Source organism: Halanaerobium salsuginis (assembly GCF_900114545.1).
GTDB lineage: Bacteria > Bacillota > Halanaerobiia > Halanaerobiales > Halanaerobiaceae > Halanaerobium > Halanaerobium salsuginis.
Genome location: NZ_FOTI01000032.1, coordinates 1 through 21006, shown reverse-complemented (window position 1 = coordinate 21006; position 21006 = coordinate 1). Strand labels below are relative to the sequence as shown.

24 protein-coding genes and 1 tRNA gene are annotated in these 21006 nt (G+C 34.7%); 21 read left to right on the top strand and 4 right to left on the bottom strand.

The annotated features are described in order from the left end of the window. Positions 1 to 22: 22 nt before the first annotated feature. The 19 genes from BMZ74_RS10145 (at position 23) to BMZ74_RS10055 (ending at position 15892) form a co-directional block, all read left to right on the top strand. Positions 23 to 1849: a HAMP domain-containing sensor histidine kinase gene (locus BMZ74_RS10145; RefSeq protein ID WP_089862131.1), complete on the top strand. Its 1827-nt coding sequence runs from the start codon at positions 23 to 25 to the stop codon at positions 1847 to 1849. Continuing rightward, entirely contained in the window at positions 1842 to 2255 is a 414-nt protein-coding gene (locus tag BMZ74_RS10140; RefSeq protein ID WP_089862130.1) for a response regulator transcription factor, read from the top strand. Before BMZ74_RS10145 ends, BMZ74_RS10140 begins: the two co-directional genes overlap by 8 nt. Continuing rightward, complete coding sequence (locus BMZ74_RS10135; protein ID WP_076544500.1) at positions 2245 to 2940, top strand: response regulator; 696 nt, start codon at positions 2245 to 2247, stop codon at positions 2938 to 2940. Before BMZ74_RS10140 ends, BMZ74_RS10135 begins: the two co-directional genes overlap by 11 nt. Then, positions 2941 to 3354 (top strand): potassium channel family protein, encoded by a 414-nt coding sequence (locus BMZ74_RS10130; protein WP_089862129.1) that lies wholly within the window; start codon positions 2941 to 2943, stop codon positions 3352 to 3354. It begins immediately after the preceding gene. A 2-nt stretch (positions 3355 to 3356) separates the two neighbouring features. Then, positions 3357 to 4019, top strand: a complete 663-nt coding sequence (locus BMZ74_RS10125) for a potassium channel family protein (RefSeq protein WP_076544502.1) — start codon at positions 3357 to 3359, stop codon at positions 4017 to 4019. A 1-nt stretch (position 4020) separates the two neighbouring features. Beyond that, entirely contained in the window at positions 4021 to 5502 is a 1482-nt protein-coding gene (locus tag BMZ74_RS10120; protein WP_089862128.1) for a TrkH family potassium uptake protein, read from the top strand. Between the two features lie 749 nt (positions 5503 to 6251). Further along, positions 6252 to 7640, top strand: a complete 1389-nt coding sequence (locus BMZ74_RS10115) for an AAA family ATPase (RefSeq protein ID WP_089862127.1) — start codon at positions 6252 to 6254, stop codon at positions 7638 to 7640. Beyond that, positions 7624 to 8310, top strand: coding sequence for a hypothetical protein (locus BMZ74_RS10110; protein ID WP_177181426.1), 687 nt, complete (start codon positions 7624 to 7626; stop codon positions 8308 to 8310). The genes BMZ74_RS10115 and BMZ74_RS10110 overlap by 17 nt, the downstream gene beginning before the upstream one ends. A 264-nt stretch (positions 8311 to 8574) precedes the next feature. After that, a complete protein-coding gene (locus BMZ74_RS14775; protein ID WP_281244093.1) occupies positions 8575 to 8697 on the top strand; it encodes a hypothetical protein in 123 nt (40 codons plus the stop codon). Between the two features lie 52 nt (positions 8698 to 8749). Then, positions 8750 to 9172, top strand: a complete 423-nt coding sequence (locus BMZ74_RS10100) for a hypothetical protein (RefSeq protein WP_089862124.1) — start codon at positions 8750 to 8752, stop codon at positions 9170 to 9172. Positions 9173 to 9236: 64 nt separating this feature from the next. After that, entirely contained in the window at positions 9237 to 9410 is a 174-nt protein-coding gene (locus tag BMZ74_RS14530) for a hypothetical protein (protein WP_177181425.1), read from the top strand. Between the two features lie 33 nt (positions 9411 to 9443). Next, positions 9444 to 9899 (top strand): JAB domain-containing protein, encoded by a 456-nt coding sequence (locus tag BMZ74_RS10090; protein WP_089862122.1) that lies wholly within the window; start codon positions 9444 to 9446, stop codon positions 9897 to 9899. Positions 9900 to 10173: 274 nt separating this feature from the next. After that, positions 10174 to 11067 (top strand): phage recombination protein Bet, encoded by an 894-nt coding sequence (bet, locus tag BMZ74_RS10085; protein ID WP_089862121.1) that lies wholly within the window; start codon positions 10174 to 10176, stop codon positions 11065 to 11067. Further along, complete coding sequence (locus BMZ74_RS10080) at positions 11064 to 11342, top strand: LysM peptidoglycan-binding domain-containing protein (RefSeq protein ID WP_089862120.1); 279 nt, start codon at positions 11064 to 11066, stop codon at positions 11340 to 11342. The genes bet and BMZ74_RS10080 overlap by 4 nt, the downstream gene beginning before the upstream one ends. A 149-nt stretch (positions 11343 to 11491) precedes the next feature. Further along, positions 11492 to 13954: an N-6 DNA methylase gene (locus BMZ74_RS10075; protein ID WP_177181424.1), complete on the top strand. Its 2463-nt coding sequence runs from the start codon at positions 11492 to 11494 to the stop codon at positions 13952 to 13954. A gap of 174 nt (positions 13955 to 14128) precedes the next feature. Further along, entirely contained in the window at positions 14129 to 14674 is a 546-nt protein-coding gene (locus BMZ74_RS10070; RefSeq protein WP_089862118.1) for a site-specific integrase, read from the top strand. Positions 14675 to 14923: 249 nt separating this feature from the next. After that, a complete protein-coding gene (locus BMZ74_RS10065; protein ID WP_076544530.1) occupies positions 14924 to 15178 on the top strand; it encodes a UPF0175 family protein in 255 nt (84 codons plus the stop codon). 51 nt (positions 15179 to 15229) lie between these two features. After that, complete coding sequence (locus BMZ74_RS10060) at positions 15230 to 15436, top strand: ribbon-helix-helix domain-containing protein (protein WP_089716842.1); 207 nt, start codon at positions 15230 to 15232, stop codon at positions 15434 to 15436. A 153-nt stretch (positions 15437 to 15589) separates the two neighbouring features. After that, complete coding sequence (locus BMZ74_RS10055) at positions 15590 to 15892, top strand: hypothetical protein (RefSeq protein ID WP_089716843.1); 303 nt, start codon at positions 15590 to 15592, stop codon at positions 15890 to 15892. 189 nt (positions 15893 to 16081) lie between these two features. Here the strand turns inward: BMZ74_RS10055 and BMZ74_RS10050 are convergent, their stop codons facing one another. The 3 genes from BMZ74_RS10050 to BMZ74_RS10045 form a co-directional block, all read right to left on the bottom strand. Next, the gene (locus BMZ74_RS10050) at positions 16082 to 17506 is read right to left on the bottom strand and encodes a rolling circle replication-associated protein (RefSeq protein WP_089862117.1); all 1425 of its coding nucleotides are present in this window, start codon (positions 17504 to 17506) and stop codon (positions 16082 to 16084) included. Next, positions 17460 to 17633 carry a hypothetical protein gene (locus BMZ74_RS14525; protein ID WP_177181423.1) on the bottom strand — a complete coding sequence of 58 codons (174 nt, stop codon included), beginning with the start codon at positions 17631 to 17633 and terminating at the stop codon, positions 17460 to 17462. The genes BMZ74_RS10050 and BMZ74_RS14525 overlap by 47 nt, the downstream gene beginning before the upstream one ends. A gap of 405 nt (positions 17634 to 18038) precedes the next feature. Continuing rightward, positions 18039 to 18314, bottom strand: a complete 276-nt coding sequence (locus tag BMZ74_RS10045) for a helix-turn-helix domain-containing protein (protein ID WP_089862116.1) — start codon at positions 18312 to 18314, stop codon at positions 18039 to 18041. Positions 18315 to 18500: 186 nt separating this feature from the next. Here BMZ74_RS10045 and BMZ74_RS10040 point away from each other — a divergent pair, with 186 nt between their 5' ends. Together BMZ74_RS10040 and BMZ74_RS10035 are read left to right on the top strand one after the other, a co-directional pair. After that, positions 18501 to 19241, top strand: coding sequence for a LexA family transcriptional regulator (locus BMZ74_RS10040; protein ID WP_089862115.1), 741 nt, complete (start codon positions 18501 to 18503; stop codon positions 19239 to 19241). Between the two features lie 14 nt (positions 19242 to 19255). Beyond that, positions 19256 to 20419, top strand: a complete 1164-nt coding sequence (locus BMZ74_RS10035; RefSeq protein WP_089862114.1) for a tyrosine-type recombinase/integrase — start codon at positions 19256 to 19258, stop codon at positions 20417 to 20419. Between the two features lie 108 nt (positions 20420 to 20527). On the opposite strand, the gene BMZ74_RS10030 is transcribed toward BMZ74_RS10035, so the two are convergent. After that, a tRNA-Arg gene (locus BMZ74_RS10030) sits at positions 20528 to 20602 on the bottom strand. Positions 20603 to 21006: the final 404 nt, after the last annotated feature.

Sequence of the window (21006 nt, the reverse complement as noted above, 5' to 3'; positions counted from 1 at the left end):
TAATTTCAGGAGTGTGAAAAATATGAAGATTAAAACTTTAAAAGGTAAAATGCTCCTTGGTTTTGCAGTTATGATCTTAATTTTGGCTGGAGTTGTTGGCTGGAGTATTTATAACTTTGAATCTCTATCAAATGCGATCAATGATATCTTAGTAGAAAACTACCGCAGCATTAAAGCCAGTGACAGTATGGTTGAATCAATAGAGCGTCAGGATAGTGCTCTGCTGCTGCTTTTGAGAACATCTGAAGAACAGGGACAGGAAATATTTAGACGCAACGAAAAAGAATTTTATACCTGGCTGGCCAGAGCAGAAGATAATATTACAATAGATGGTGAAGGCACAATTCTTGAGAAGATAAATGAAAAGTATTTTAGTTTTGTATCTAAATTTGATCAATTCTATAATGCAGACGAAAATCAGCGCTGGGAGATTTATAACCAGGAGTTACTGCCTTTATTTAATGAAATCAAAACTGATATTCGGGAGTTAAGAGAACTAAATAGACAGGCAATGGTGGATGCCCAGGGTGATGCAAACAGCAGAGCCAATCAGGCAATCATCTATACAATCGGACTGGCTTTACTGGTTACTGCATTTTCATTAATTTTTGCCTTTTATCTCACCAAACAGATATTGAGGCCAATTAAAGAATTAGAAAAAGGTATTAAAGAAGTGGCTGCTAGAAATTTTCAGCGTAAAGTTGAAGTGGCCTCTGAAGATGAAATCGGTGTGCTGGCAGATGAATTTAATGAGATGATTTCCAAACTAAAAGAATATGAAAAATTAAATGTTAAAAAGCTGCTGATGGAGAAAGAAAAGTCAGAAGCTGTAGTAAATAATTTGAGCAGTCCCTTAATAGTGACAGATAAGGATCATAAGATTGTTTTAATCAACGAAACAGCTAAAGAACTATTTTCACTGAGGGAGGATGTACTTGGCACGCACTTTTTAGAGGTTATTAAGGCAGAAGAGATTTTTGAATACATTAAAAATCCTGAAGCTAAAGAAGAGAAAACCTTTCTACTAAAAAAGAACGATAAAAAAAGACATTACAGGATTTCAACCAAACAGGTAATTGATGAAGATGAAGAATATCAATTTACAGTTACTCTATTAGAGGATATTACCCGCTTAAAAGAAATTGACAATATGAAATCTGAGTTTGTTTCAACTGTATCACATGAGTTTAGGACCCCGCTGACTTCAATGAATATGGGGCTCAGCATGGTAATTAACGAGGATACAGGAGAATTAAATGAGGAACAGAAGGAACTGCTGGAAGCAGCCTATGAGGATGTTGAACGATTAACTGAGTTAGTAAATGATCTGCTTGATCTCTCTAAGATTGAATCAGGTAAAATTGAAATGGAATTTGATAAGGTAGATGTCAATGATATTATTGAAAAAACTCTTAACCCCTTCCATAAACAGGCGGAGGAAAAAGAAATTGAGCTCAAATTCAAACAGTCAGAAGATAATGTTTTTGCTTATGCCGATCCTTCAAAAATAAGCTGGGTGATTTCTAACCTGGTTGGAAATGCACTTCGCTATGCTGATGAAGGAAAAATAGAAGTAGATGCAGAAATAAAGGGTAGAAGGGTTCTAGTATCAGTAGCAGATAATGGACCAGGTATTCCAAAAGAATATCAGTCTAAAATATTCGAGAAATTTGTCAGAGCCGGCAGTGATAAAGAGGAAAAGAGTGGAACCGGTCTCGGCCTTGCTATTGCAAAAGAAATTATTACAGCCCACAATGGTCGGATCTGGGTTGAAAGTGAAGAAGGAGAGGGCTCTACTTTTTCATTCTACATCCCAAGATATGGCTATCAGGAGGAAAATAATGAGTAAAATTTTAGTAGTAGATGATGAAAAAAATATTAGATTAGTTGTTGGTAAAAGTCTGGAAAAGGCAGGTTATGCTGTGGATTATGCTGTAGATGGAGTAGAAGCGGTTGATAAAGCTAATAATATTAGTCCAGATCTTATTTTACTTGATTTAAGGCTGCCGAAGATGAATGGTTTTTTAGTACTTGAAGCTTTAAAAAGTGATGCAGCTACAGAGGAAATACCGGTTATTATATTGTCTGCTTTATCTGAAGAAGATGATGTGCAAAAGGCAATTTCTTCAGGTGCTGAAGACTTTTTAGTCAAACCAATCAGCCAGAGTGATTTACTGGCTGCTGTAGAAGAAAGTATTATGGAAGCAGGAACAGGACAGGAAGAAATAGAGGAGGAAGATAATAATGAAAAATAAAGTACTGGTTGTTGATGATGAAAAGAATATTCGTTTGACTTTAAAGAAAGCTCTTTCGAATGCAGACTATGAAGTTGAAACAGCTGTTAATGGAGAGGATGGACTGGCAAAATTAAAAGAAGAAGAAATCCCGGTTGTACTGCTTGATATGAAAATGCCGGGAATGGATGGTATCCAGTTTTTAAAAGAAGTAACAAATAAAGAAATTGAGACAAAAGTAATAATGATTACAGGATATGGTAGTGTAGAAACAGCAGTTGAAACTCTAAAGTTAGGGGCTGTTGATTATCTGCGTAAACCATTTAAGCCAGAAGAAATTATTAATATTGTTCAGGATGTTTTTGAACGCTATAAGGTTGAAAATAGTGAAAAAGAAGTAGAAAGTTTTGAAGAATATATTATGCTTGCTAAAAACGCAATTAATAAACGAGACTTCTCAAAGGCAAAAGAAATGCTGCAGCAGGCCACTTCTCTTGACTCTGAAAAACCTGAACCATTTAACCTGCTCGGTATTATTTATGAGATGCAGCATAAGCAGGGAGAAGCAATGAAGATGTACAGAGCTGCTCTGGCACTTGATCCTGGCTATAAGCCGGCAAATGAAAATATCGAAAGAGCAGGAGAAAGTATGGGTTCGATTGACTTAGATGATGTTAATTTTGGAGATGACGAGGAGGAAGAATAGATGTTTATTGTTATTGTTGGCTGCGGCCGCACCGGGTCACTACTTGCAGGAAAGCTTTCTCGTTCTGGTAATGAAGTTGTAGTTATAGAAAAGAATCCAGAATCATTTGCTCTGCTGCCGGTTGACTTTTCAGGTTTTGAAATAGAGGGGGATGCAGCTGAAAGTGATATTTTACTTGAAGGTAAAATAGAATCAGCTGACCTTTTAATAGTTAGTACTGGAAATGATCAGATTAACTATCTTGTATCACAGATGGCAAGGGTTAATTTCGATGTACCAAGAATTATGGTTAGAACCATAGATCCGGCAGTAGAGAAAATGTATGAAAAAGAAGAACGCTTTGAGATATTTTCTCAGATATCTCTTTTGGCTGAAAACATGATAAATAAAATTGAGCGAGAAGGGATGAGGTAATTATGGAAATTATACTTGTTGGGGGAGGTAAGTTAATTTATCATCTTGCCAAAAAGCTAATTTCTAAAGGACATTTTGTAACAATTATCAATAAAGATCGAAAACTTGCTGATGATCTGGCAAGAGAAATAAAGGCTACAGTTGTTTTTGGTGATGCAGCAGATAAAAAAGTTCTGGAGGATGCTGGCGCCTATAAGGCTGATAACCTTGTATCTTTGACGCAAAAGGACCACAGTAATCTCTTTATCTGCAAAATGGCAATGGACTACTTTGGAGTTGAGAGAACTACAGCTCTAGTAAATAATCCAGAAAATGAAGAACTTTTCAATATTTTGGGGATTACGGGGATCTTTAATGTTACAGATTTGATTAGTTCAATTATTGAGCAGAGTGTGATTTCAGAAGATGTAAGTAATTTAACCATGATTGAAGAGGGGAAACTAAGTATCTTCCAGGTTGAGGTAGCACCTGACTCTGCAGCTGCTGGCAAGGAAATTAAAGAAATTGACCTTCCTATTTCTATTGTTTTAGGTGGTATAGTTAGAAATGGAGATATTTCAATTCCTAGAGGTGGGTCTAAGATTCAGGCAGGAGATAAAATTGTCATAATTTCACTGCCCGAAGAACAGGCAGAAGCTATTAAAGTCTTTGGTGGTGAAGAATAAGATGAAATATAAAAATCTGCTTATCTCTCGTTACTTTCTGATTTCAAAATATACCGGGATTATAATTATCTTTGCTGGAACTGCTATTTTATCACCGCTTTTATTTTTACTTGCTTTTCCCGAAGAAAGCAGCCTGGCACCTCATTTTTTGCTGGCGGGAGGATTATCTATCCTGGCAGGACTAGTTTTATATGTTTATGGGCGCAGACATCAGGAAGAAGATGTGGAATTATCATTAAATGAAGGTAGTATAATTGTTATCTTCTCCTGGCTTGGGGCAATCTTCTTCTCTGCAATACCTTTTATAACTATTTTAGATATGAGCTGGAGCCATTCTATTTTTGAAGTAGTAAGTGGTTGGACAACTACCGGTTTATCGCTTGTGGATGTGACTACTGCCCCGAAATTAATCCTGATCTGGCGCTCGATTATGCAGTTTTTCGGTGGAGCTGGCCTGGCAGTAATTGCTTTATCTTCACTGCTTCCGGTTCATGGAATGGGATTATATATGGCTGAGGCAAGAAGTGATAAATTATTACCCCATGTAAAACGCTCTACCATGTTGATCATGAAAATCTATACTTTCTATACTGCAGCAGGGATTATTCTCTATTATTTTGCAGGGATGCCGCTCTTTGATTCCATAAATCACTCGATGGCTGCAATTTCTACTGGAGGTTTTTCCACTCAGCCTGACAGCATCGGCCATTACAACAGTTTATCTATTGAAGTGGTGACAATTGTCTTAATGCTGCTTGGTACAATAAACTTTGCAACTCATTACACACTGCTTAAAGGTAAGGTTAAAACATTCTTTAAAAATGCTGAGATACGTTTAATGATAACTCTATTTATATTTTTAACTCCTATATTAATGTTTTTTTCATTAAACTCTTTATACCCTATGCTAAGCGAGAATTTTAGAATTACCTTTTTCCAGATCATTACAGCTTTATCAACAACCGGTTTTTCGACGATTTCTTTTGCCGGCTGGCCGATATTTGCTAACTTTATCATTATAGTAATTATGCTTGTTGGTGGTGGAACAGGTTCAACTGCTGGTGGTATTAAGCAGTATAGAATCTATTTGATTTTTAAATCAATCTACTGGGAAATTAAAGAACAGTTTTTACCTCGCAGAAGTGTCAGCAGCAATTATCTCTGGCGGGGAGAGAATAAGTTTTATGTAAAAGATCAGCATGTAAAAGATGTAGCTAACTATATATTACTATACTTGTTTACTTTTTTTGCAGGAGTAGCAGTCCATACAGCCTATGGATATTCTCTTTTAGATAGTATGTTTGAATTTGGATCAGCTCTTGGTACAGTTGGAATTTCTATTGGCTTACTTTCACCAGAATCACCTCTGGGTATAATCTGGACCCAGACGATCGGAATGTTTTTAGGCAGGCTTGAATTCTTTATAATTCTTTATGCCGGGATAAAACTATTTAAAGACGGAGTTTATATTTCTAAGCATTAATGTAGTTTTATATAGGAATTTAGGGATTACAATATTTAGATTAAGTACGATTAAACGTAAGCAGTTGATAATAGAAAATCAAATAAAATTAGCATCTTAATTACCCCAGAGAGATTTCATTTGTTCAGTAACAATGGAGCTTTTCTGGGGCTTTTATTTTGTATAATATTTTCTTCAGGAGGACTTAATAATTAGATATTATTTCGAGTTTTATGTAATATAATAAATTTAGGCTCAAGTAGTAAGTTGAAATATCAGGGAGGTGTTGAAAATGAAAGATAAGAAAAAAGTAGCTAAGAAAAAACCTGAGAAGAAAGAAGAAAAAAAGGAAATAAAGAAGTAATTCCTTTAATAAGTCAAAACTAAACAATGTATATTTTTCCCTGTAGACTAATAGTTACAGGGTATTTTTTGTTGAACTATTTGATTGGTGAAGTTGATGAGTGTTAAAAACCTCCGCACATATCTATAAGTGCGGATAACTCTAACGGATTGAACAGTTTACATGTTTAGCTTAACTATAAATTATTATAATGTGAGGTGTAATCTAAATGAGTACACCTTGTTTAACATCGTAAAATTTAATATAAGTTTAGTCTTAACAACTATTAAGAGAATCACCTTATAGATTATTTTTTTGACTATAACCTAAAATTTTTAACTAATATGATATTTTTTATATCGATTTTACTGAAAATGTTGCTTTTTACTACTAATAGTTGTATAATTTAATCAGTGGAGGTGATCAAATGAAGGAGAGAATGCTGCGTCTGCAGCAGGTACAACTGAATAACTTTAAGAATGTTAGGCAGGGTCAGATTGATTTCAACAGTTATAAAAGCGAAGACTTTTTTTCTGAAACATCAGATGTGCTGGGAATATACGGCCAGAATGGTTCTGGTAAAACTGCTTTTATTGAAGCTTTGTGGATACTGAAACTGGTCTTGCTTGGAGAATCTCTGCCTGGAGATATTAAAGATTATATATACCAGGGCGAGAAAGAAGCTGCTATTGATGCTGTTTTTTCTATGTCTTTGGGAGAAGACAAATACCAACTCTTTTATGAAATGGTAATTGAAAGAAGAGAAAATGCTGTTCCAGTAATTATCAAAGAAGATCTATCATATAAAAAGCTTGAAGAAGATGACTGGACATATAAGAGAGGGATAATAACTCACAACCTTGATGAGAAGGAGCAGTTGTTAAGTCCCCAGAAGAATTACAATTTGCTCACTAAAAACAATAAAGATGCTAAAGTGGACCTTAAAGTAGCCAAGGAGCTTGCGAAGAAGGAACAAACCTCTTTTATTTTTTCTAGTGAGATGGATCATATTTATAAGGGTAATAAAGCCTTTAGCGAATTTGCTGATATTATAATGGAGATCAAACAGTATGCTCGAATGAACCTGTTTGTGATCAGAAATTCTCGTTCAGGTATGATCAATGCCAATCTAATTATACCTTTTTGTTTTCAATTCAGTGATTCAGAGAGAATAGAAGGTGGAGATCTGGCAATAGCTCTGTCTGAGCCGACAACAGTTCCTGAGAGGGTCCTCTCTACTGTCAAAAATGTTATCGAGAACTTAAATATCGTCTTAAAAGAGATAATTCCAGAGCTAACAATTAAAATTAAAGAGTATGGAGAAGAATTGGATAAGAACGGTGATCCAGTAATAAAAATAGAGCTGCTGGCAGAAAGAGGAGAGATTAAGATTCCTCTTAGATATGAATCAGATGGTATTAAAAAGATCATATCTATCTTGAGTGCAATGATTGCGATGTACAATAAGACGGGTATTTGTCTGGCTGTTGATGAGCTTGATGCTGGTATATTTGAATATCTTTTAGGTGAAATTCTGGAGATCATTCAGGATAGAGCCAAGGGACAGCTGGTCTTTACTTCTCATAATCTAAGACCACTGGAGAAACTTAATAAAGAGTCACTTATTTTTACAACTACTAATCCTCAGAATCGATATATTAGATTCACCAATGTTAAGGAAACCAATAATCTAAGAAGTTTCTATTATCGTGGAATTAAGTTAGGTGGACAGGACGAGGAAGTTTATGAGAGAACAAATGAATACAAAATAGCCAGAGCTTTTAGGGCTGCTGGTAGAGTTGATGCTGATGACTAGAAAATTAATTCTATTCTTAGTAGAAGGTATAACGGAGGAAATATCTTTTGGTCTTATTTTTTCTGAGATATTTGAGGATAAAGAGATTGAATTTCAAATTGCTCGTGGAGATATAACTACCAGGAATGGAGTTAATTCTCGTAATGTGATAGAAGTAATCAATGAAGAAGTATTATCGTTTTTGGACAAAGAACATTATAATAAAGGGGATATTTTAGAAATTATTCATTTATTGGATACTGACGGAGCATATATCAGTGAAGGTTTGATCGAAAAACATGATAAAGATAAGAATTACTATTATGTTGATAAGTTATGTACCAGACATCCTGAAAACACAAAGAAAAGAAATGATAAAAAAAGCAGCATCATGGATAGACTGAGTAGGCATTCTAAAATAAATGGGATTCCATATAATGCTTACTACCTATCCTGTAATTTAGAGCATGTACTTCACAATGATGCAAATGTTGATGATAATCAAAAAGTAGATAAAGCTGAAGAATTTAGTGATAGCTATTTTGAAAGGGAATTAGAGTTTTTAGATTTTATTAGAAAGGATAGTTTTGCTGTCGAAGGTGAATATGAAGAAACTTGGGAGTTTATTAAGCAGGGAAGTAACTCCTTAAATAGATATAGTAATTTACACCTTGTTTTTGAAGATCTTTAGCATTTTAAAAGGGTTTTTTCCTATTAGTAATCTCAAAAATTGCACACAATTTCTAGCGGGACCACGTCTTAATTATGAATTTCAGATCGACGTTCGACGCCCCACCCCCTAGAGCAGAATCAAATACTTAAAGACACTGAGCTGTCTGGATAGTCTCTTAACTGAGGCTGTCCCGGCAGCTCTTTTTTTATGCCTAAATTTAAGGAGGTGAGAGCAGATAAGGGAGTGGGGTTAGTTGAAAATAATGAAAAGGAGGTGAATCAGATGGCTTCTAAGACACTTGTTATCTTACTGCTTGGTGCTTTAGCCTGGCAGAGTTTGTTCAGTGGTAATATTCTTATGGCTTTGTTTTTTATTCTTTTTGATCTTTATCTAATCTCTAAGTAAATTCTGCTTAAGTTGAAAGTCAAAATAAAACTAAAATACGGAGGTAATAATTATGTTTAAAAATGAAAATAATGTTGAGACTGTTCTAAGACTGAGAGAAATGCTGGTTAGAGCAATGATGGCGGAGAATGATGTAATGCAGGAGCTGGTCCTGAATAAACTGGAAGAGCTGGGGCTTAAGAAAAAAGATGAACTCAAATATGCTGAGAAGATTATTGATTCTAATAGTGGAGACAATGTCATTAAGAAGCTTGCTCAGACAGCTGAGAATGGCGTTAAAAAGGCAGCTGGACTGGCGTCTACTGGAACCAGGAATGTTGCTAAAGTTACCGGTGCGGCAGCTTCAAAGGTCGATAGAGCTGCCCTTAAGGCGATTGAGAAGTCGGTTATCGCTGCCAATTCTACCAGGCTTAAATCAGAGAGTGTTTTCTCAGGACTGAAAGATGCGTTCATGGAAGGTTGGAATAATGCTTAGGATTAAACTCAGGGGACTGTCAGTGAGAGCTGATGGTCTCTTTTTTTATTTGGAGGTGAAAATTATGCCGGTTAATGGTGTACCGAGTGATGATTGGAGAATAAAAAGAGCTTTAGGACCCTATGCTGAGCCAATGGATGAGGATGAGCTGGAGAGATCAGCCAGACTGCTGCAGAAAAAGAAGAATAGTGCTACAGCTTTAAGCAGCAATGATCAGGAATTTAAGATGCCCTTTTAAATGAATACTAAAAACATAAAGGAGATGAGATTAATGGTAAATATTCAGAAGTTTAGTCTAAGAATTGTTAAGGAGTCAGGTGGAAGGTATGACATTGATAAGTACGTTAGGAACCCATTTCAGGCAAGAGATCTCTTTGTTGAGGTGGTTGAACTGGACAGGAGAGCAGAGGAAGTCTTTGCTATCGCTACCCTTGATGTTAAGAACAAGGTAACAGGGGTGTTTGAGGTTTCTACAGGTACATTGACCTCAAGCTTAGTTACTCCCAGAGAGGTCTTTAAACGGGCAATATTGCAGAATGCAGCGGGTATAGTTTTAGCTCACAATCATCCTTCAGGTGTGGCTGATGCAAGCAGTGATGATGTCTCTGTAACTAAAAAGCTGCAGAAGGCTGGCAAGATAATGGGGATTAATGTAGTGGACCACATAATCATCGGCAGCAGAGATAACTTTATCAGTATGCAGGAAGAAAATCTGATGAAAGACTGAATCAGCAAAAGTTAATAATAGTTAATTAACCTGGCCGGCGCCGGGCTTTTTTTATGTTTAAAAACCAGAGAAAGGAGGTGAATAAGATGTATGTAAAACAATGTCCTAAGTGTAGGAAGAAGTCCTACAGCTCCTGTGAAAAGGGTGAATGGAATTGTCCCCACTGTGACCATGATCTAAGTGATGAAGAAGCTCAAAGTCCAAAAGAAGACTAAATTAAAATAAGAGGCCTGGATTAAATCTAGGTCTCCTTAAATTAAGGGGAGGAATAAAAATGAGTGCAAAGAGTAAAGTTGTTGATATTAACAGAAAGAAAAAAGAACTGATTACTTTTACTGAAGAGGAGTTAGAAACCCTCAGACGAACTGTTGCCGGAGATGCAAGCAGTGATGAGTTTAAGATGTTTATCTATCTGGCTAAAAACTATGGACTTGATCCTTTCAATAAAGAGATATTCTTCTGGAAGAAAGATGGAAAGCCAACAATTATGACTTCCAGGGATGGTTATCTAAAGATAGCTGATAGGCATCCCCAGTATGATGGGCTGGTTTCAGATGTAGTTAGAGAAAATGATAAGTTTAGACGAAAAGAAACTGGAATTAATCATCAATATGGGACCAACCGCCGACAGATTGTCGGTAGTTACGCTTTGGTTTATAGAAAGGACAGAAGCTATCCCGTTTATGTCTTTGCTACCTTTGAAGAATACAGATCAGATACTAAGGTCTGGAAGCAGTATCCTTCAGCTATGATTCTTAAAGTAGCTGAATCAATGGCTTTAAAGAGAGCTTTTAGTGTTTCTGGGCTTGTTTCCAGGGAAGAAATGGCTGTACAGCAGCAGAGTGATTATAATTTTGATGATATTCCATTTAGCCAGGTACAGGGCAAGAAGAATAAAGGTATGGCTCAGAAAGATGAAACTTTGAAAAACGATCAAGTTACCTCTCTGACTGAAAGAGAGCTTGCTATCAAAGAAATAGTTGGTGATGATCCTAAGCTGAAAGAGGATCTTTATAATTACCTCAGACATGTAAAAAGAGAAAAAGGTATAGACAGCAGCAAGAAGATATCGATCAACAGCTTGACTAAAGACCAGTTTGAGCAGCTGAAGTCCATCTTAAATACATTCAGCAGGTTAAGTGCTCAGGAAAGGAAGGAAATCTCGTGAATAAACTAACCGTGGCTTCTGTATTGATGGCAGTAATGTTTTTGACAGCTGCAATTCTAGCTCAGACAGGTCCAGATGATATTATTGATAGTTACAGCTGGAATGAAGTTTATGTGATAAAGCGAGGTGATACCCTCTGGGAGATAGCAGAAGAGATTAACTCTGACCTTGACCCGCGGCTTATTGTAGCAGCCATTAAAAAGGTCAATGAGATTGAGACAATGATCAGAGTTAATCAGAAGATTATGATTCCTGATTGGAATAAGAGAAGATGAGCTCACTAAATCAAAGGTCTGACTTTCTAATTATATAAAATAAAAAATAACTTTGAGATTTTAAAAGCAATATAATATAATAAACATAAGTTTAGTTTTTAGTAAAAGAATATGAAAATAATTTATGGATATTGGGAGGAATGTTGGAGATGAGTGAGAAGATAGTTTCAGAATCAGATGTGGAATATAAAGTGATTACACCGATTTTAACACAATTGGGTTATGATACTGACTACTTTAGATATAAAGTGCCTGTTACTTTTAGCCAAGGACATGAAAAAGTTACAAAGGAAGCAGATGTGGTTATATATGATGAGTATAATGAGCCTGTATTAGTAGTCGAATCTAAAAAACCAACAAAAAAAATTGAAGATTATATTGAACAGCTAGACTCATATGCTTATGGTTTAAAGTCAAAATATGGGTTTATAAGTAATGGTAAGAAGTTTATATTAAGGGCTTATCTAGCTGGTAATAAGAGAATCAATCTAGTTAAAGATAGAGTTGAAAACATTGATATAGATTCAATAAAAGAAATTTTAACAGATTCTTCTAAAATGGAGAAATCAGAAGAAGAAGCTATTTCAAAAAAAATGATAGATAGACAAAGCGATGATTTTGCAAAAGTATTGAAGAAAATTCATCAGGATATTAGAAACATTGATAAGCTTGATCCAACAGGTGCATTTGATGCATGGAGTAAGTTATTGTTTATGAAAATTCACGAAGAAAAGTACACTAAGCGGACAGGAAATGTAAGATTTAGTTATGAAAAATTTGTGGAGCAAAAAGAGGTAGATAGAGAAAAAACCTTTATTGAAAATACTTTTAATGAGACGAAAGAATCTTTTCCTAAGGTTTTCGAAGATCAAAATGAGAGTATTGGGTTAAGTATTGAAGCAATCGAACGGATTTTGAAGCGTCTTGATGGATTTAACATTTTAGATTTGCCCTTTGATATAAAAGGTAAAGCTTTTGAGATATTCTTATCATCTACGTTTAGAGGTAAAGGTTTAGGTCAATTTTTTACTCCAAGAAAAATAGTTAATTTCATGGTTAAATTAGTTGATTTTAAAATTGATGATGTAGTTTTAGATCCTGCTTGTGGTACAGGGGGATTTTTGATTGGTGCATTTAATAAAATAATGGATATCATTGATAAGACTCCTAAAAGTTATTTTAGTCAATTTAATACAACTAAGGAAGCTTATATAGAAACAATTAAGAAAAATAATATTTTAGGAATAGATGCTGAACCCAGAGCTGCTAAAACCGCAAAGATGAATATGATAATGTGGGGAGATGGAGAAAGAGTATATAGAGGTAATGGTTTAGATAATAAAACTAAATCAAATATTGAATATCCTTTTGAAGAAAATGGAATTGATGTAATTTTAGCTAATCCCCCTTTTGGCAGCAAAGAGGAAAATGATGACATACTGAATAAATACGAATTAAGTGACGTTAAAAATTTAACTGAATGTTTATTTATTGAAAAGTCAATAAAATATTTAAGGCCAGAAGGGACTTTAGCAATAGTAATCCCTGATTCAATTTTAGGTAGTAAAAGTTTAAAAGGTGTTAGGGATTTTATAGAGGAAAACACAATAATTAAGGCAATCATTTCATTACCAAATTATACATTCAGACAAAGTGGTGTTCAAACAATAAACTCGAGTATATTGGTTGTTGAAAAATTACCAGAAGATTATTTTAAGGAAAAAGAAAGATTAGAAGATGAACTAAAAAAAGTACAAGATAAAAAGATAAAGGACGAGTTGAAAAAATTAAAAGATAATTTTAATGATTATTATATTTACATGGGAGTTGCAGAAAATATCGGTTATGACTCTAAAGGTAAGTCAATCCCAGGTGAGAATGATTTGGATAGAATATTAAAGTACTATAAGGGCAAACCTAATCTAGATAATGAAGAAGATGTTTTTAGATATCAATTTGATAGCAATAATTTTTTGATTCATAAATCAAAGGTTAGTAATAGATTTGATTCAAGGTATTACTGGTTTTTAGACATTTTAAATAATAAGGATTTTTCACGAGTACCTTTAAAAGAATATATAAAAGTAAGATCTGTTAGAATTGATCCTACAGATAAACCTGAAGAGCTATTTTCGATACTAAGTGTTACTAATTCTCATGGGGTTATTTTAGATGAAGATGATCCTAAAAAATTCGAGGTTTATGGTAGTGAATTTAATCAAAAATATAAAAAAGTGAAGGCAGGAGATATAGTTTATAATCCATATAGAATAAATGTAGGCTCTATAGGAATCGTTCCAGATGAATATGATGATTATTTAGTAAGTCCAGCATATAATGTTTTTGAAACAAAAAATGGACTAAATAATGAATACTTACTAAGTATTTTTAAGCATCCATTTTATAAACTTTATATTGATGTACTAGCTACTGGCTCTATAAGAAAAAATTTCAGTTTAAAATATTTAAAACAATTACAAATTCCAGATGCCTTTCTAAAAGAAGACGTAGAAGATATTATGGAAGTTTTTAAAGAAATTAAAAAGATCCAGGATCAATTAAAGATTAAGAAAGAAAAATTGAAATATGTGGTGGGTGATTACCTAAACTAATTCACCACAATAGTTAATAAGGTGAGTTGAAATTTGTGGTCTTTATCGCTGTTATAGCAACCTTAGCGGCGGTGAAGGCCCAATATTTTGCTTATGAACTCACTTCAATAGATGTCTATACTGTGTTAAATGAGCTTTTATGTATCTTAACCAAATTAGAAAGGGGATTAAACTATGAAAAAAGTTGAACCGATCAGAGACAAGGAATTGATTGAGGAGATTAAACGTTTATTGCTGATGGATAATTACAGAAATTATCTGCTTTTTGTGCTCGGAATTAATACTGGCCTTAGAATTGGAGACATGCTGAGACTAAAAGTTTCTGATGTGAGGAATAAGACACACATCCAGATCAAAGAACAGAAGACTCAAAAGTCAAAGAAGTTCTTTATTAATGGTGCATTGAGAGATGCTTTAGATCAATACATTAAAAACATGGCTGATCATGAGTACCTCTTTCAGAGTAGGAACGGGACCAACAAACCGATCACTAGAAGTCAGGCATATAGAGTGCTAAGTTCTGTAGGTAAAGAAGTTGGTCTGGAATCCATTGGCTGCCATTCTACCCGCAAAACCTTCGGTTACCACCATTATCAGCAGTATAAAGATGTGGCAATGCTGCAGAAGCTTTTTAATCATTCTGCCCCGAGTATTACTTTAGATTATATAGGAGTAAATCAGGATTTGATGGATGATTCAATGCGAGAATTCGAACTGTAAGTTAGAAAAGCGATAGTGCTCTAAGCTCTTATGTAGAAAGGACTGAGAAGGGTTGAGAATAGCAGTTTGGAGCCTTGTGTTTATGCTGGACATTCTTTATGTAGAACGGTTAGAAACAGCTTTAAATAGCCTTTGTGCGCTCCCTGTAGTATATTGGTTGTTAAGCCTTTTTTTCTACTGCAGATATGTGCTATAATAGAGTTAGTAATACACATATGAGTATAATAAGTCCAGTAGGAGGATAATGACATGCCTAGAAAAATGGAGATAGAATATCCTGACACTTTGCCTGATTTACTTCAAGAAAGTCCTGAAGAATTTGAACGAGAAGCTAAATTGGCAATGGCGGTCAAACTATTTGAACTTAAACGAATATCTTCGGGTATGGCTGCAGAAATGGTTGGGATGGATCGAGCTGCATTTCTGTTAGAGTTGCACAGATATGGTGTAGAAATGATAAACATGGATCCAGAAGAATTAGCTTCTGATGTTGAGAATGCCTAAAACTCATTAATTCCTTCATTACTGGCAAATTTCTTGAAGGAGGTGATTATAGTGGGGAAGAAGGAAAAGAAATCTGATTGTCGTTTCATCTTAAAAAAGAAGAAAAAAATTAGTGAAATGAAACAAGTTAGTATTTATGTAACTCAGGATCAAGATGATAAAGCTAATGAACTAAGTGAGAGATCTGGTCAAAGTAAATCATACATTTATAGAGAAGCATTTTATGAATATTATGATCGTGTTGAAGTAAGAGATTAATTTTTTAAGATACATCATCTTATGGTATAAGTTTGGGTAGCATATCGATTACAATATTATCGATTCCTATAAAGATAATAAGATGAATCAGCATGATGATAAGATTTATAAATTATATTTGAGACAAAATATTAAAATTAGGAGCTGATAACCGTGACAAAGCAATTTGAAGTCGGCGCAAGTTACCAGGCAAAGAATTATAGAGACAGTGGCTATAACTTTCCTAAAGGAGAGTATCACCTTAAAATTATCCAGGAAGGATTTCCTGAAAAGCCAGTTAATGATGAAGAAGAACTAGTCATTGCTGAAGAACAGTGGCTGGAAGGCTTAGAGGGAACTGATCAATACAAGACTGATCTGGAAGGTAATTGGTACTATTTTGAGTTTCCTTTAAATGATGAGGGTGTAGAATGCATGTGGATACCTGAATCAGTGGTATTTGATGTATTTGAATAAAAGTTAAGTATAGCAAGAAATGGACCTTTTCTTTCTCTGGGCGGCTGGACCACTTTTATATAAGTTTTAGACATAGATCTCCCTGTGATTATGACCTGGCATTTAAAGTCCTGCGGCGCGCATCCAGGTGTTATCTAATAGGGAGTAAGAGTAAAATATTTAGTTGTCAATGTTCAAGCAGGAGAGACCCTATGCTGCAACAGTAGCCGGCATATATTCCTGATCATTGTAGAAAAGTTCATGCTTGGCCTGATAGTATATATCTTTGGTTATAATGTCACTATTAAGTTTCTCTGCTATTTCTAGAATCTTATCCAGTAACTGGCCTGCTCTTTGTTCTATCATTGAGTAGAGATTAGAATCTTCCATAACTCTTCTTTTTATGTTGGAGCTTTTTGAATACTCTCCTTTACCTTCGATTAACCCACTTTCCCAGTCTACCCCAACAGAATTACTAAACACATATTGGTCCACCTGTCGTTGTAATTCAGGAGTAATTACCTCCAGTGGCTGTTTTAGTAAGTCATTACTTCTCAAAAGTATTTTTCTGTTTTTAGTTCTAGAATCTTTTCTAGTTTCACTAATTTCTTCGCAGAGATAATTTGACAACTTAGTCGCTTTTGCCTTTAAATTATCTTTTTTACTGATGTGTAGGCCAGGTCTACTAATCGAATTAAGAGAGCTAATATGAGCTATTCCGTGACCCCACTTATCCTGAAGTTTCGATTGCTCCAGGTACTTTAGATTAGACAGCATGTGAAAGTGTGGTCTACCGTTTTCCTGGAATTCTAACACTGCTATGTATTTGAAGTCACCTTCATAGGCTTCTGATAAATTTTTCAGATTCTCAATGAATTTACTGAAAGCGGAATAGGCATTTTCAATATTATCAGGAGACTTACCAGACAGAAGAGAGTTGATTCTTGAAGCTAGTTCTCTTTTAATAGCTTGATTATGAGCACTGATACTTTTAAATGTTCTTTCTTCCCTTACAAAAGACTCTTCTATTTTGGCGATCATAGATGAAGCCTGTTCGATTAAGATGTTTATAATTTTTTTACGTAGAGTCTTTTCTTCCTCATTGTTATTTAAGTATCTTCTATCTTTCTCCTTTTTATATTTTAGGTTGGTCTTACCTTTAAGAAGCTGCCATTCACTTTCACTCAACTGATTAGCAATGTAAAGTTCGTTTTTATCTTTATCGTTTCTTTTTGAAGAAAAGAGGTTGTAGAAGTCTACATCTCCCATAGTTACTGTGGTAAAAGTATTCATGTCTTCAATATTAGCAATGGTCAATTTCCAGGTCTTCTTTTTCAGTTGATTGATATTAGAAGCTATTCTTTCTTCTGGAGTTGGAGTATAGGTACTTTTACTTCTTGATGCTTTGTTATTATTTGTCCTAGGCTTCCATTTATTTTCCTTTTCTCCGCCCCGATATATTTTATCTTCATAACTTATTTCATCTAGAATATTACCGTATAGATCTAGCTTTCTCGAGTACCATACTCCTTTAATATCCCTTTCGATAGAGTTTAATGTTGCTACATTTCTGCCTTCCGCCTTATCCTCATTCTTTTTCATGGTAGTTCTGAGATTTTGAGCTGTCACTGTCATTATTATTACCTCCGTTATTTGTGTCATCTTTCTTTCTGCTCTGGAATATATCTTCTTTAAGCAAACTAAGTATTTGAATGTTACTGAGTTTAGATTTCTTTAACTTTAAGATTTTGTCTACTTTCACTGTTTTAGAAGCCTCCTTAATCCAATCACAGGATTTCGTAAGTACTTAAGTAGTTATTTAAAAGAACTTAACAGCAGGTCTTTTTTTATGGCTGCAGGCAGAGAACCTTGCTTGGGATCCTCCACCTGCGTCCCCCCATTTATAAAAAAGTGCTTCTATATATATAATACCGATTAAAAGGCCGTTTTTGACAGTGAAATTCAAATTTTAATAATAAAATTACTCATGCTCACTAAAAGAGCATATGTTCATTTGGAATGAAAGTTAAAATATTAGTAAACAAAAAAAGACCCAGGCCCGTTAAGACCTGGATCTGTTGGAGGATTTTCAGATTATTACTTCACTATTTTGAGTGTGATAATTTCGGGGGAGAGGAGACTCTTCTTTCCCCCCCTACTATTATAATTAAACGATTACCTGTTCTTCCAAATCTAGATCTTCTTCAGATCCGTAAAACCAAGCAAGGAACTCTGCTCTTGAGACTGTCCATTTACCTCCCATCTTTCTTGCAGGAATTTCTCCTGCTTCCAGCATCATATAAATTTTAGAATCAGATAGAGGCAAAAGCTCTTTTAAGTCGCTTACACCTAAAGAAAAAGGTATCTGCTCAAAGTCAAAGTCGATTTGTTCTTTTACGGCATTCTTAAAATAAATTATCAGATCTGTTTTAGTATCTTTCATCTTAAATCCTCCTAAAATATTAGTGTGTGCAAATATTGAACAACAATCAATTGCTGTTTATTTGCTTTATTACAACAATATTATAGCATGAAGCCTTCTTTTTGTAAAGTATAATCCTAAAATAATTAAAAAAGTGTTTGTAATAATCCCGAAAATATGTTACAATCTATTTGGAGGTGAGAGAAAGTGAAAAAAGATAAAGTGAAATTAATGAATTTAGTAAGTAGAGCAATTGGTGATAAATCAGTCACGAAGTTTGCTAAAGAAGCAGACATACACAGATCTTATTTATCTAAACTCAAAAACGGGTCGCTTGAGTTTGATCCAAAGCCAGATATTTTAGAAAAAATAGCCGAGAATAATGATAAAGTTCGTTATATTGAATTAATGGTAGCCGCAGGTTATCTGGATGAGAAGTATCTTTTAGTTATGGATAAGGATGACGAGGGGCAATATGAGGAAAAAAAAGATACTCAAGGAGCAAAAGGGTTACTTTCAACTTATCTTGAGCAGGTAGAAAAGAAGAACCCTAGAGAAATGGTTACAAGTTACAATTATAATAATGAAGCTTTTTGGGATGAGAAGCAAGAATGTGTTAAAGAAGACTATTTCACTTTTCCAGAAGGGTATGTTACAGATTCCTCTTATGCTTTAAAGATGACAGATAATAAATTTAAGGATTGGGGAATTATCAGAGATGATTACATCCTAATTAGACCCATAAATGATGAGCCTGAGAATGGCTCTACAATATTAGTGATTATCAGAAAAGGTGGTGATTGCAACAGAACAATTAAAAGATACTACATTATTAATAAAGATAAAGTGAGATTAGAACCAGATGTTGAGAACTATGGCGAAATTGATAAGACAGAAATTGAAGTTAAAGGATTAGTAGTTTTTGTAGGAAGACAATATATAAAATAATAGGAGGAATTAATATGCCAAGTTTTAAAAAGTTAAAGTCAGGAAACTGGCAAGCACAAGTTTATATTGGGAAGGACCCAGAGACAGGAAAGGCAATGAGAGAGTATAAGACATTTACCCGTAAGAGAGATGCAAAAAAATGGGCTAGAAAAATGGAATTGCAGGCTGATCAGGGAGTTGTAGTACAGACGGACATGACAGTAAAGGATTTGTTACTGAAGTGGTTTGAGGAGTACGCGGTTGTTCAGACAGAAAAGACTACTCATGATAGATATGAGATCATACTTAAAACTCACCTGATTCCTGCCCTCGGACATATTAAGTTAAAAGAACTGAGTCCGGCTCACATTCGAGTATATTTGCAGAAGAAGCGGAAAGACGGGAGAAAAGACGGTAAAGAAGGCGGGTTATCAGAAGCAACTCTATTAAAGCACTATAAGAAGCTGAAGCAGGCTTTGAGCTTTGCAGTCAGAAACAGATATATTGCAGCTAACCCGGCTGATCCTGTTGAAGCACCAAAAATTGATCGGAGAAGGAATAATACCATTGTTGCTTTAACAAAAGAAGAAATAAGTAAACTGTTAGATGTTGCTAAAGAGGATGATCCGCTATTACATGATTTTATCTATCTTGCAGTCCATACAGGGATGAGAAAAAGTGAGCTTTTAGGCCTGGAATGGGATAATGTTGACTTTGAGAATAAGAAGATTCGGGTTAGACAGGCTCTGGTAGGTGAAAAGGGTAATGGCTCTGTTCTAAGAGAAAGTACTAAAACGGCAAATAGTAACAGGAATATCGATATTACTGACGAAATAGTAGAAGTACTGAAGAAAAGAAAAGAGAAACAAGAGGAGTTTAAAGAATTCCTGGGAGATAATTATCACGATGAGTATAATCTGGTGTTCTGCAAAGAAGATGGTGAAAAATATTATCCAGACAGATATAATGTTAGATATGCTGAATTAAGAGATAAAGCTGGATTAGATAAAGAAAAAACACTCCATACACTTCGCCATACACATGCTTCGATTCTTCTGCAGCTAAATGAACATCCTAAGATTGTTCAGGAGAGATTGGGTCATGCTTCAATTACTCAAACAATGGATACGTACTCGCATTTAATTCCAACTTTACAGGCTGAAGCAGCTGAAAAAGCTTCTAAATTTCTGGATGCTTGATCGAGTTGGATAGAAAGTAATGCGGTGAAATCACGGTGGGAAGCTTAATAATAATAGTTCCCACAAAAAGAAAACTGCTATAATCGCTGTTATAGCAGGAATGATAAATGGTGCCCCCGGTAGGAGTCGAACCTACGCTCAAGGCTTCGGAGGCCTTTGCTCTATCCACTGAGCTACGGGGGCATTACCTAAATTAGTTTAACAGATGTAGTTAATATTGTCAATACTCAATAAGAAGTAGTTTCCCCATTTTTTAAAATAGCAAAAACTCAAAGTTATCAACAGTCAAAATTGTGGATAATTAGCTCTTAGAAACCCTTAAAATAGATTATCCACAGATTACGTAAAAAAGGTGAAACAAGCTCCTTCTTTTGGTATAATTAGTTTGCAGACAAAAAACACCAAAAGGAGTTGTTTCACCGTGACTAATTATACCAGATTAATCTATGAAATTAAACGAAAAGTAAGTAATTTCTCTAAAAAAATATCAAAAGGTTTATCAAAACCTAAAACTAAATTCATATCTCAAATGATTTACGGACTTTTAGATAGTCAATCAGTGCTTTTAAGTAATATTGGCAGATCTT